The following is an 11,912-nucleotide window of genomic DNA, read 5'->3' on the forward strand; positions in this document are numbered from 1 at the left end:
CTGGACCACCCTCACGAAGACGATCGCCGCTACAGCAGGGCGGCCCGCGGCCCGTCGGGCTGCTCCAGCCGCCGCTCGAGAATCGAGCGCGCGATCTCGGACGCCTCGGTCTCGGTGAGCCGGCGGAAGCCGTCGTCGGTGATCACGGTGACGATGGGATAGATCCGGCGGGCGACATCGGGACCACCGGTCGCCGAGTCGTCGTCTGCCGCGTCGTAGAGCGCCTGAATGACGAGCGTGGTGGCCTCGGCCTCGCTGAGGTCGTCCCGGAAGAGCTTCTTCATCGCGCCACGCGCGAAGATCGACCCGGAACCGGTGGCCGCGTAGTTCAGCTCCTCGGAGCGACCGCCGGTGACGTCGTAGGAGAAGATGCGGCCCTTGCCGCGGTCCACGTCGTACCCCGCGAACAGCGGCACCACGGCCAAGCCCTGCATGGCCATGCCGAGGTTGGAGCGGATCATCGTCGACAGCCGGTTCGCCTTGCCCTCGAGGGACAGCTGCGCACCCTCGACCTTCTCGAAGTGCTCCAGCTCCAGCTGGAACAGCTTCACCATCTCCACGGCCAGGCCCGCCGTACCGGCGATGCCCACCGCCGAGTACTCGTCGGCCGGGAAGACCTTCTCGATGTCCCGCTGCGCGATGACGTTGCCCATGGTCGCCCGCCGGTCACCGGCGAGCACCACACCGCCGGGGAACGTCGCCGCGACGATGGTCGTCCCGTGCGGCGCCTCGATCACGCCCTGGGTGGGAGGCAGTTGCCGATTGCCGGGCAGGATCTCCGGCTGGTGCTCGGACAGGAAGTCCATGAAGGAGGAGGACCCTGGCGTCAGGAAGGCAGCCGGTAGACGCCCGGTGCTACGAGTGTTGGCTTCCACGCGATTCCTTCCAAGTAAGCGGCGGCCCGGCGGACGGCGTCGGGATCGTCTCCCAACTTGCCGATGGCCGAATTACAGTTGAAGCACAGTACGCCACGGACCTTACCCGTCTCGTGGCAGTGATCCACATGAGCAGCCGGGGCTTTTAGGCAGATGATGCAGAGCCCCATCTGAGAGGAGACCATCTCGTCCCGCTCGGCTTCTGTGAGGCCGTAGTTTCGCAAGAGATGCCCCGCACGGCCTTCAGCCGCCCTACACGCCTTGCAGCGCGTCGATAGCCCGTCCGACGCCGTTGCGTTGCGGTGCCATTCGCTCCACGGCTTCACCTCGCCGCACTTCAAGCAGAGCTTGTGACCCTCGGGCACCTGAGCCTTCGGGCGGACCTTCCGCCCCAGGCTCTCCTGACGCGTCCGGTGATAGTCCGAAGCGCAATCCCGACAGTGCCGCTGGAGGCCGTCCAGGTTGGACCGCCTGCGAGCGAAGGCCGCGTACGGCTTGTCTTCACCGCACCGCACGCAGCGCTTCACACCTTCTTGATTTGCCAACTCGAGCTCCCCCGCCACCTTCGTTTCGAAGGCTACTGGCCACCCTTCTGAACGAATGACCTCACGAAGTCCTCGGCGTTCTCCTCCAAGACGTCGTCGATCTCGTCCAGAACCGAGTCCACGTCGTCGCTCAGCTTCTCCTGACGCTCCTTGAGGTCCTCGGAAGCCTGCGTCTCCGCCGCCTGCTCCTCGACCTCCTCGGTGGACCGGGTGGCCTTCTGCTGTCCGCCGCCGGTGTCCTTGGTCGCCATATCCCTCACCCCGCTCGGTTCGCCCGACACAGTTGCTCGGTCAAGATCAGACCCTACTCGCCGGGTCTGACAATGGCCCCGCAGTTGCTCCAACGTACGGGGACCACCTCGATGATTCCCGGGCCAGGGATTTTCCACCCTGTCCGGCCGGTTCCCGACGAGTACCCGCTCAACGCGTTCACCCGCCCGACAGGACCCTGACCAGGTCTTCCGCGGTGCGGCAGCGGTCCAGGAGCTCCTTGACGTGATTACGCGTTCCGCGAAGCGGTTCCAGGGTTGGGACGCGCTGCAGCGAGTCCCGGCCCGGCAGATCGAAGATCACCGAGTCCCAGGAGGCCGCCGCGACGTCGTCCGCGTACTGCTCCAGGCAGCGGCCGCGGAAGTAGGCGCGGGTGTCCTCCGGCGGCACCGTACGGGCCCGCTCGACGTCCGCGTCGGTCAGCAGCCGCTTCATGCGCCCGCGGGCCACCAGACGGTTGTACAGGCCCTTCTCGGGCCGTACATCGGCGTACTGGAGGTCGACCAGGTGCAGTCGCGGCGCGTCCCAGTCGAGGCTGTCCCGGCGCCGGTAGCCCTCCATGAGCTCCCGCTTGGCGACCCAGTCCAGCTCTCCGGCCAGACTCATCGGGTCGTGCTCCAGACGGGTGAGGGTGTCCTCCCAGCGGGACAGGACGTCCTTGGTCTGGTCGTCGGCGTCGGCCCCGAACCGCTCCTCCACGTACTTGCGCGCCAGCTCGTAGTACTCCATCTGCAGCTGGACCGCCGTGAGCGTACGGCCGCTGCGGAGCTTGACCAGGCGCTTCAGGGACGGGTCGTGCGAGACCTGGTGGAGCGTGCGGACGGGCTGGTCGACGGCCAGGTCGACGGCGATGAAACCGTCCTCGATCATCGACAGCACCAGCGAGGTCGTGCCCAGCTTGAGGTAGGTCGAGATCTCCGAGAGGTTCGCGTCGCCGATGATCACGTGCAGGCGCCGGTACTTCTCGGCGTCCGCGTGCGGCTCGTCGCGGGTGTTGATGATCGGGCGCTTGAGCGTCGTCTCGAGGCCGACCTCGACCTCGAAGTAGTCGGCCCGCTGGCTGAGCTGGAAGCCGTGCTCGTGTCCGTCCTGGCCGATGCCGACGCGGCCCGCTCCGGCGAAGACCTGACGGGAGACGAAGAACGGCGTCAGGTGGCGCACGATGTCCGAGAAGGGGGTCTCCCGCTTCATCAGGTAGTTCTCGTGCGTGCCGTAGGACGCGCCCTTGTTGTCGGTGTTGTTCTTGTACAGGTGGATCGGCTGGGCACCGGGCAGCTGGGCGGCCCGTTCCGCGGCCTCGGCCATGATCCGCTCGCCGGCCTTGTCCCAGAGGACGGCGTCCCGGGGGTTGGTCACCTCGGGGGAGCTGTACTCGGGGTGTGCGTGGTCGACGTAGAGCCGTGCACCGTTGGTGAGGATCACGTTGGCCAGGCCGATGTCCTCGTCGGTGAGCTGGCTGGAGTCGGCGGCCTCGCGGGCGAGGTCGAAGCCTCGCGCGTCCCGCAGCGGGTTCTCCTCCTCGAAGTCCCATCGGGCCCGGCGGGCCCGGTGCATCGCCGCCGCGTAGGCGTTCACGATCTGGGACGAGGTGAGCATGGCATTGGCGTTGGGGTGGCCGGGGACGGAGATCCCGTACTCCGTCTCGATGCCCATTACTCGCCGTACGGTCATGCGGCCCTCCTTGCCCGGCGGCACCCTCGGTCGTGGGCGCCGCTCAGATACCGCTGGCGCTCGGTTGCGTGTGCGGTGCCCGTCCCCGCACTGCGCGACTCGGCGGTACGCAAGAGCCTAGAACGCCTTTGCGCTGGTGGGGAGATCATTTGCGTCATTGCGTGCTCCAGCCGTGGCCTGAAAAACAGTCGGCTGCGGGTACCCGCCGAGGGCACCCGCAGCCGCCCTGCCTTTTACAGGTACTGACCGGTGTTCGCCACCGTGTCGATGGAGCGTCCGGTGTCCGCACCCTGCTTTCCGGTGATGAGCGTGCGGATGTACACGATCCGTTCGCCCTTCTTTCCGGAGATTCGGGCCCAGTCGTCCGGGTTGGTGGTGTTCGGCAGGTCCTCGTTCTCCTTGAACTCGTCCACGCAGGCCTGGAGGAGGTGGGAGACGCGAAGGCCCTTCTGGTTCTTCTCGAGGAAGTCCTTGATCGCCATCTTCTTGGCGCGGCCGACGATGTTCTCGATCATGGCGCCGGAGTTGAAGTCCTTGAAGTAGAGGACTTCCTTGTCACCGTTGGCGTAGGTGACCTCCAGGAAGCGGTTCTCCTCGGATTCGGTGTACATGTGTTCTACCGCCGTCTGGATCATGCTCTGGACGGTGGTGGCCTTGCTGCCGCCGTGCTCACCGAGGTCGTCGGAGTGCAGCGGGAGGCGCTCCGTGAGGTACTTGCCGAAGATGTCCTTCGCGGCCTCGGCGTCGGGACGCTCGATCTTGATCTTCACGTCCAGGCGGCCGGGCCGCAGGATGGCGGGGTCGATCATGTCCTCGCGGTTGGAGGCACCGATCACGACCACGTTCTGCAGGCCCTCCACACCGTCGATCTCGGCGAGCAGCTGCGGGACGATGGTGTTCTCCACGTCCGAGCTGACACCGGAGCCACGGGTGCGGAACAGGGACTCCATCTCGTCGAAGAAGACGATGACGGGGGTGCCCTCGCTGGCCTTCTCACGAGCACGCTGGAAGACGAGGCGGATCTGCCGCTCGGTCTCGCCGACGTACTTGTTCAGGAGCTCGGGGCCCTTGATGTTGAGGAAGAAGCTCTTGCCGGCGGCCTGGCCGGTGACCTCGGCGACCTTCTTGGCCAGCGAGTTGGCGACGGCCTTGGCGATGAGCGTCTTGCCGCATCCGGGAGGACCGTAGAGCAGGACGCCCTTGGGCGGGCGCAGCTCGTGCTCCTTGAACAGGTCCGGGTAGAGGTACGGCAGCTCGACCGCGTCGCGGATGGCCTCGATCTGGCCACCGAGACCGCCGATCTGCTCGTAGCCGATGTCGGGGACCTCTTCGAGGACGAGTTCCTCGACCTCGCTCTTCGGCACGACCTCGTAGACGTAGCCGGAGCGGGGTTCGAGCAGGAGGGCGTCGCCGGGGCGGATGGTGACGTCCAGCAGCGGCTCGGCGAGCCGTACCACCCGCTCCTCGTCGGTGTGTCCCAGCACCAGGGCCCGTTCGCCGTCCTCGAGGATCTCCTTGAGGGTGACGATGTCACCGACGCGCTCGTACGTCATGGCCTCGACCACGTTGAGCGCTTCGTTGAGCATTACTTCCTGGCCGCGCCGGAGCTCCTCGAGCTCGACGCTGGGGCTGACGTTCACCCTGAGCTTTCGGCCGCCGGTGAAGATGTCGGCGGTGCCGTCCTCGTTGGCCGTCAGGAAGACGCCGAAGCCGGCCGGCGGCTGTGCGAGCCGGTCGACCTCCTCCTTGAGGGCCACAATCTGGTCACGAGCCTCACGGAGTGTGTTGGCGAGTCGCTCGTTCTGCGCGGACACGCCGGCCAGATTGGTCTGCAGCTCGACGATCCGCTCTTCGAGAATCCTCGTGTGTCGCGGAGAGTCGGCGAGCTTGCGTCGCAGGACGGCGATCTCCTGCTCAAGGTAGGCAATCTGCCCGGCCGGGTCGTCGGACCCGCGTCCCGGGCGGATGCCGCGGTTCATGTCGTCGTCGTGGGCTGCCACGGTCCTCACCTCCTCCATGGGGAGCTGGACGCTTCCAGACCCTACCTGGGCGGGTGTCGATTGAAACCCCTAGATCACAAAGACGGTCGGGGTGTGTCCGATCTTCACCCTTGCGCTCTCCCTCACGCCAGGGGAATACCCAGCGAACATGATTGGAACCCAGCCGGAGGTAGGGTCGAACTGTTCAACACCCGCCGGAGCTGGCCGGATTCCCGATACGGCTCGGCGGAGAAACGGCAGGAGAGATGAGCGTGCAGCAGGTGGCCGGGGTCGACGGCGCGGAGCTGGAGGTCTGGATCGACCAGGACCTGTGTACCGGTGACGGCATCTGCGCCCAGTACGCGCCCGAGGTGTTCGAGCTGGACATCGACGGGTTGGCCTATGTGAAGAGCGCCGACGACGAGTTGCTCCAGGACAAGGGTGCGACAACGCCCGTTCCGCTGCCGCTCCTCACGGACGTGATCGACTCCGCGAAGGAGTGTCCGGGCGACTGCATCCACGTACGTCGGGTTTCGGACAGGGCCGAGGTCTACGGACCGGACGCGGAGTGACCACTTCTCTACGTTCTGTTACTACTGTCTGATATCTCACACGTGCCGTCGCAGGTGCCTCAGACGCTGCGGGCTCCGGCCGGGGCCGAGCGGACGAACGAGCCGCTGTGCCAACGCCATTTCACGTCGCTCTTCTCGTCGGGGCAGCAACGCGGCACGTCGGCCGACGAGTAGCCGAGGAGCGTGGCCGTGACGGCGCCGTCGCGCACGGCGAAGTCGGTGACGGTGGTGCCGTCCTCGAGGTCGAGCAGGGTGGCCACGATCCGCGGCTTGCCGCCGTCGGCCCCGCGCGTGAGGACGTACACGCCGTCCGGCGGGGTGCCCATCGGGGAGTCGCAGTGGACCACGGCCACCGTCTCCGGCCTGCCGTCGCCGTCGAGGTCTCCGAAAGCGCGCTTCTTCACCACGGCCTTCACCGGACCGCAGTCGATCGGGAACGTCACCGCGGCCGGGTCGGGCGGAGTGGTGTGCGCGGGAGCGCTCTTGGTCTCGGGGGCGGCGGACTGGGCCGCCGTCGCCGCGCCGGGCTGCAGGACCGAGGAGAAGGCCACGACGCCCGCGACGGCCGTCGCGGTGGCGAGCCAGTGGATGGGGCGGGTGTGGGTGTGGGCGAGCTCCGGGACGGCGGAAGACTGCACTAGGAGGGTCTCCTGAGGCTGTGCCGGTGGGGTGGCCAGCATGGTGCCACACGTCACACCTCGAGGGAACGGCGGGGTGTGCATGTCTCGCGCCGGGGAAGTCAGAAGGGTTACGGTCCCTGCCGCTGTGTCAGCGGCCTGTGCGGGCAGGGCCCCTGCTGCGGCACGACGTGGGCCGTTACGGCCTTCGCGGCAGGTCAACGGCGTTCCGCGGGGATTCACCCGGGGCGGCAACAAAGAGGCGCCGTGGCGGAGTTCCGGTACGGAACCGGTAACTCCGGCACGGCGCCTGTGCGTTGGGTGCGGTGAGGGGCCGCCTCAGCGGGCGGTGCCGCCGTCGGCGTTGGGGCCGGTGTAGTCCTCGCCGTAGGCGCCCTTGGCGGGGCGGCGGCGGCGCATGGGCGGCTCGACGCCGTCGGCGAGGCGGCGGGCGGTGAGCAGGAAGCCGGTGTGGCCGATCATCCGGTGGTCCGGGCGGACGGCCAGGCCCTCGACGTGCCAGTTGCGGATCATCGATTCCCAGGAGGTCGGCTCGTTGAAGGAGCCGATCTCGCGGATGGACTCGACGGTCCGGGCGAGCTGGGTGGTGGTCGCGACGTAACAGCACAGGATGCCGCCGGGGACGAGCGCCTTGGAGACGGCCTCCAGGCACTCCCAGGGGGCGAGCATGTCGAGGATGACGCGGTCGACATCGGCGTCGGACAGGTTGTCCTGGAGGTCGCCGACGGTGAGCTGCCAGGCCGGGTGCGGGCCGCCGAAGTAGCGCTCCACGTTCGCCTGGGCGATCTCGGCGAAGTCGGCGCGGCGCTCGTAGCTGTGCAGCATGCCCTGGTCGCCGATGGCCCGCAGCAGGAAGCTGCTGAGCGAGCCGGAGCCGACGCCCGCTTCCACGACGCGTGCGCCGGGGAAGATGTCGGCGAAGGCCAGGATCTGCCCCGCGTCCTTGGGGTAGACCACGGCGGCGCCGCGGGGCATGGACAGGACGTAGTCGGGGAGCAGGGGGCGCAGCGCGAGGTAGGCGACGTTTCCCGTGGTGCGGACAACGCTGCCCTCGGGAGCGCCGATCAGTTCGTCGTGGGGGAAGGAACCCTTGTGGGTGTGGAAGTTCTTCCCGGCCTCGAGCGTGAACGTGTAGTGGCGGCCCTTGGGGTCGGTCAGCTGAACCTGGTCCCCGACCTTGAAGGGCCCGCGCCTGCGGGCGGCACCGGTCGGTTCGGACATGTGACCAGCCTACCGGCCCCGGAGAGGGCCTCCGACCACGGGGACCTGCCGCCCTAGGACGGCCTCGCCATCGCCTTGACGAAGGCGCGCTCCACGTCGGCCGCCGAGAGGACGCCGTAGATCTCGCCGGTCTCCTCCACCACCAGGTACTCGGTGGCCGGGGTGGTGCGCAGGGCGTCCAGGAGTTCCTCGCCGGACAGTTCCGCCGAGACGCGCATGCCGTCGGTGAGGTCCTGGGCGAGGGAGCCGACGGCGACCCAGGGGCGGCGGTGCTCGGGCACGCCGACGATGGCGGCCTCGCGGACGAGGGAGAGGGGCTGGCCGTCGGCGTCGACGACGACCAGGGCGCGGGCTCCGGCGGCGTTGGCGCGGCGCAGGGCTTCCGAGAGCGGGGTGTCGGTCTCGACAGGGACCGCGCGGCGGGTGAGCGTCCGGGCGTGCAGCTCGGGGAGGTGCTCGCGCAGGCGGGCCATGCGCAGGCTGTTGCCGGCGCCGGTCCAGATGATCGCGGCGAGGATGGCGGCGAGCAGGGCGTCGAGGACGGTGTCCATGCCGACGTTGTCGACGGCGTTGGTGCCGAGGGCGCCTGACTGGGTCAGCAGGGGCAGGCCGATGAGGACGGAGACGGCGAGGGCGCGGCCGACCCAGGCGGCGGCGATGGTGCCCTTCATCGGCTTGCCGGTGATCTTCCAGACGACGGCGCGGAGCATGCGGCCGCCGTCGAGGGGCAGGCCGGGCAGGAGATTGAACGCGGCCACGATGAGGTTGGAGATCATCAGGCCGGCGAGCAGGACGCCCGGGACGGTGCCGGGTTCCACGGCCTGCATGGCGGCGTAGAAGACGCCGGAGAGGACGAGGGAGAGCAGGGGCCCGACGAAGGCCAGTACGAACTCCCGGCCGGGGGTCTCGGCCTCCTTCTCGATCTCGGAGACGCCGCCGAAGAACTGGAGCTGGATGCGGCGGACCGGGAGCTTGAAGCGGAGGGCGGCGACCGTGTGGGCCAGTTCGTGGACGAGTACGGAGGCGTAGAAGGCGACCGCGAAGAAGAGGGAGACCAGGTAGCGGGCGGCGCCGAGCTCGGGCAGCACGCGTTCCAGCTGGCCGCCGAACACCCAGGTGATCAGCGCGGCGACGAGGAACCAGCTCGGCGCGACGTACACGGGCACCCCGAAGGGCCGCCCCATGAGCAGCCCGCCCCGGGGCTCCGGCCGCTGGGGGGCGGGGCCCTTGCCTTCGGCGGAGCGGGCGAGGGGGCGGTCGCCGTGGGCGGGGACGGAAGGGTCCGGGCGGTGGTTCGGGTGGCCGGGATCCGGGGCGGCGGCGGGCTGCTGCCGGCGGTTCGGATCACCGGAGCCCGGGGCCGGGGACGGGGCCTGTGCCTTGTGCAGCCGGTCCGGCTCGGGCCGCCCGGCGGCAGAGGCCGACTGCGGGCCGCTGGCGTAGGCGCGGTCGAGGTGCGAGTCGGCCTCCGGCGAACCGCTTTCATCACCCTTGGCGCGGGCGGGTGCCGCGTGCGGAGGGTGGGCATCGGCGCGGTCGGGTGCCGCATGCGGACCATCGGCGTAGGCGCGGTCGGGGTGCGTGTCCGCCTCCGGTGAACCGCCTTCACCACCCCCGGCGCGGGCGGCTGCCGCGTGCGGGCCGTCGACGTCGGCGCGGCCGGGTGCCGACTCCGGTACGTCGGCGTCTGCGCGGGCGGCTGCCGCGTGCGGGCCGTCGGCGTCTGCGCCGTCGGGTGCCGACTCCGGTACGTCGACGTCTGCGCGGGCGGCTGCCGACTCCGGTACGTCGGCGTCTGCGCGGGCGGCTGCCGACTCCGGTACGTCGGCGTCTGCGCGGTCGGGGTGCGTGTCCGCCTCCGGCGGGCGGGGGTTGCGTTGCGCTCGGCGGGGGCGGGGGCCGTGGCGTTCGGGCTCCGCGGGTCCGGCGAAGCACCGTGCCGGTCCGCCGAGTCGTCCTTCGGGGCGTCCGGAGAGGCTGCCGGGGTGCCGGCGGGCGCGGCCGGACCGGTCGGCTCTGGCCCCGGGGCGGGCTGCTCGGGAGCGGAACGGTGCTCGTCCGTGGGCTGTTCGTCGGCGGGGGCCGGGTCGGTGGCCCGGGGCGGGAGCCCCTCGTGGCGCTCGGCCGACTCGTCGTTGCCGGACCGCGGCTGCCCGCGCCCGCCGCTCTCGTCCACCGGTTTCCCCTCGTCGAAGCGTCTCCCGCGCCTGCCGGGCGGGAGGGTCTCGAGTCGATGGTATGCGTCCGTCGGAGTGCGCTCCGCCCCGGCACCCCTGTGTTTCCCGTACGTCGACCTCCTCTCCCGGCTTCCCCCACGGAACGCGGCTGGGTCACTGTCAGTGGCGGGCCGTATGGTCTGGGGCATGGAGACGAGCAGCGAGGGCGCGGCGCCGCCCGGGGGCGGTCCTGCCGCGGCGGCGGATCCGCCGGTCCCGGCCGGGCCCGCGGAGACGGCAGCGCAGACGGCGGCAGAGACACAGACGGTGGCGGAGGCGGCGGCCGAGACCGCCGCCGTGAGCGACCTCGTGACCGGGTCCACCGCCATACCGCCCGCCTCGTTGTCCCCCTCGCGTGCCAGTGACTTCATGCAGTGCCCGCTGCTGTACCGCTTCCGTGTCATCGACCGGCTGCCGGAGAAGCCGAGCGAGGCGGCGACCAGGGGCACGCTGGTGCACGCGGTCCTGGAGCGGCTCTTCGACGCCCCGGCCGCCGAGCGCACGGCGCCCCGGGCGAAGTCGCTGGTCCCGGGCCAGTGGGACCGGCTGCGCGAGTCGCGGCCGGAGGTCGTGGAGCTGTTCGCCGACGATCCGCAGGGCGAGCGGTTGGCGCGCTGGCTGGGCGAGGCGGAGCAGCTCGTCGAGCGCTGGTTCACCTTGGAGGACCCCAGCCGTCTGGAGCCGGCCGAGCGGGAGCTGTTCGTCGAGGCCGAGCTGGAGTCCGGGCTGCGGCTGCGCGGCATCATCGACCGGGTCGACGTGGCCCCCACGGGTGAGGTCCGGATCGTCGACTACAAGACGGGGAAGGCGCCCAGGCCGGAGTACTCCGAGGGCGCCCTGTTCCAGATGAAGTTCTACGCCCTGGTGGTGTGGCGGCTGAAGAACGTGGTCCCCCGGCGGCTCCAGCTGGTCTATCTCGGCAGCGGCCAGGTGCTGACGTACGACCCGGTCCTCGCCGACCTGGAGCGGGTCGAGCGCAAGCTGCTGGCGCTGTGGGAGGCGATCCGGCTGGCCACCGAGACGGGCGACTGGCGGCCGCGTCCCACGAAGCTGTGCGGATGGTGCGACCACCAGGCCCACTGCCCGGAGTTCGGCGGCACTCCCCCGCCGTACCCGCTGCCGGTGCGCGCGGCGGAACTGCCGGCGCAACCGGTGAGGGCGGCTGAGTCCGGCGGGTCCGCGCAGGGCAGAATGGGGCCGGACTAGCGAAGGAGACTTACGTGGCCATCCGCGTCCTACTGGTCGACGACCAGCCCCTGCTGCGTACCGGCTTCCGGATGATCCTGGAGGCCGAGCAGGACATCGCGGTCGTCGGCGAGGCCGGAGACGGCCTCCAGGCGCTCGACCAGGTGCGGGCCCTGCAGCCCGACGTGGTCCTGATGGACATCCGCATGCCGCGGATGGACGGTGTGGAGGCGACCCGGCAGATCACCGGACCCGGGCGGGACGGCCCGGCGAAGGTGCTGGTGCTGACCACCTTCGATCTCGACGAGTACGTGGTCGAGGCACTGCGGGCCGGGGCCAGCGGGTTCCTGCTCAAGGACGCTCCCGCCAACGAGTTGGTGCAGGCCATCCGGGTGGTCGCCTCCGGCGAGGCGATGCTCGCGCCGAGCATCACGCGCCGGCTGCTCGACAAGTACGCCACGCACCTGCCGTCGGGTGAGGAGCCGGTGCCGGACACACTGCACACGCTCACCGACCGTGAGGTCGAGGTGCTGAAGCTGGTGGCGCGCGGGCTGTCCAACGCGGAGATCGCCGCCGATCTGTTCGTCAGCGAGACCACCGTCAAGACACACGTGGGGCATGTGCTCACCAAGCTGGGCCTGCGCGACCGTGTGCAGGCCGCTGTGTACGCGTACGAGAGCGGGCTGGTGCGCCCAGGCGCGCAGTAGGCCAGCGCGCTGGGCATGACAGAAGGGCGCCCC

10 protein-coding genes and 1 pseudogene are annotated in these 11,912 nt (G+C 70.0%); 3 read left to right on the plus strand and 8 right to left on the minus strand.

Annotation, left to right across the window (positions count from 1 at the left end):
• Window positions 1-29: 29 nt before the first annotated feature.
• From prcB to arc, 5 genes are all read right to left on the minus strand, one after another.
• Window positions 30-875 (minus strand): proteasome subunit beta, encoded by an 846-nt coding sequence (gene prcB, locus CEB94_RS08480; protein ID WP_175431576.1) that lies wholly within the window; start codon window positions 873-875, stop codon window positions 30-32.
• A complete protein-coding gene (locus CEB94_RS08485; protein ID WP_175431577.1) occupies window positions 827-1,420 on the minus strand; it encodes an endonuclease VII domain-containing protein in 594 nt (197 codons plus the stop codon). The genes prcB and CEB94_RS08485 overlap by 49 nt, the downstream gene beginning before the upstream one ends.
• Window positions 1,421-1,452: 32 nt before the next feature.
• Complete coding sequence (locus CEB94_RS08490) at window positions 1,453-1,671, minus strand: ubiquitin-like protein Pup (protein ID WP_019757212.1); 219 nt, start codon at window positions 1,669-1,671, stop codon at window positions 1,453-1,455.
• A 178-nt stretch (window positions 1,672-1,849) separates the two neighbouring features.
• The gene (gene dop / locus CEB94_RS08495) at window positions 1,850-3,361 is read right to left on the minus strand and encodes a depupylase/deamidase Dop (RefSeq protein WP_342789594.1); all 1,512 of its coding nucleotides are present in this window, start codon (window positions 3,359-3,361) and stop codon (window positions 1,850-1,852) included.
• A 233-nt stretch (window positions 3,362-3,594) separates the two neighbouring features.
• Window positions 3,595-5,361 (minus strand): proteasome ATPase, encoded by a 1,767-nt coding sequence (gene arc, locus CEB94_RS08500; RefSeq protein WP_175431578.1) that lies wholly within the window; start codon window positions 5,359-5,361, stop codon window positions 3,595-3,597.
• Between the two features lie 245 nt (window positions 5,362-5,606).
• Here arc and CEB94_RS08505 point away from each other — a divergent pair, with 245 nt between their 5' ends.
• The gene (locus tag CEB94_RS08505) at window positions 5,607-5,912 is read left to right on the plus strand and encodes a ferredoxin (protein ID WP_175431579.1); all 306 of its coding nucleotides are present in this window, start codon (window positions 5,607-5,609) and stop codon (window positions 5,910-5,912) included.
• 59 nt (window positions 5,913-5,971) lie between these two features.
• Here the strand turns inward: CEB94_RS08505 and CEB94_RS08510 are convergent, their stop codons facing one another.
• From CEB94_RS08510 to CEB94_RS41865, 3 genes and pseudogenes are all read right to left on the minus strand, one after another.
• On the minus strand, window positions 5,972-6,550 hold the full coding sequence (locus CEB94_RS08510) for a hypothetical protein (RefSeq protein WP_175431580.1): 579 nt from the start codon (window positions 6,548-6,550) through the stop codon (window positions 5,972-5,974).
• A 318-nt stretch (window positions 6,551-6,868) separates the two neighbouring features.
• The gene (locus tag CEB94_RS08515; protein WP_175431581.1) at window positions 6,869-7,771 is read right to left on the minus strand and encodes a tRNA (adenine-N1)-methyltransferase; all 903 of its coding nucleotides are present in this window, start codon (window positions 7,769-7,771) and stop codon (window positions 6,869-6,871) included.
• Window positions 7,772-7,824: 53 nt separating this feature from the next.
• Window positions 7,825-9,027, minus strand: a pseudogene (locus CEB94_RS41865) (site-2 protease family protein); the annotation flags it as partial.
• Between the two features lie 1,107 nt (window positions 9,028-10,134).
• Here CEB94_RS41865 and CEB94_RS08525 point away from each other — a divergent pair.
• The gene (locus CEB94_RS08525; protein WP_175431582.1) at window positions 10,135-11,193 is read left to right on the plus strand and encodes a RecB family exonuclease; all 1,059 of its coding nucleotides are present in this window, start codon (window positions 10,135-10,137) and stop codon (window positions 11,191-11,193) included.
• 14 nt (window positions 11,194-11,207) lie between these two features.
• Window positions 11,208-11,879 (plus strand): response regulator, encoded by a 672-nt coding sequence (locus CEB94_RS08530; RefSeq protein WP_097215673.1) that lies wholly within the window; start codon window positions 11,208-11,210, stop codon window positions 11,877-11,879.
• The last annotated feature ends 33 nt before the right edge of the window (window positions 11,880-11,912 follow it).

This window comes from Streptomyces hawaiiensis (assembly GCF_004803895.1).
Taxonomy (GTDB): domain Bacteria; phylum Actinomycetota; class Actinomycetes; order Streptomycetales; family Streptomycetaceae; genus Streptomyces; species Streptomyces hawaiiensis.

What these genes read in the sequence shown, in the direction of transcription:
- CEB94_RS08490 (WP_019757212.1), bottom strand. Translation starts at nt 1,671, where the DNA reads ATGGCGACCAAGGACACCGGCGGCGGACAGCAGAAGGCCACCCGGTCC.
- dop (WP_342789594.1), bottom strand. Translation starts at nt 3,361, where the DNA reads ATGACCGTACGGCGAGTAATGGGCATCGAGACGGAGTACGGGATCTCC.
- CEB94_RS08505 (WP_175431579.1), top strand. Translation starts at nt 5,607, where the DNA reads ATGAGCGTGCAGCAGGTGGCCGGGGTCGACGGCGCGGAGCTGGAGGTC.
- CEB94_RS08515 (WP_175431581.1), bottom strand. Translation starts at nt 7,771, where the DNA reads ATGTCCGAACCGACCGGTGCCGCCCGCAGGCGCGGGCCCTTCAAGGTC.
- CEB94_RS08525 (WP_175431582.1), top strand. Translation starts at nt 10,135, where the DNA reads ATGGAGACGAGCAGCGAGGGCGCGGCGCCGCCCGGGGGCGGTCCTGCC.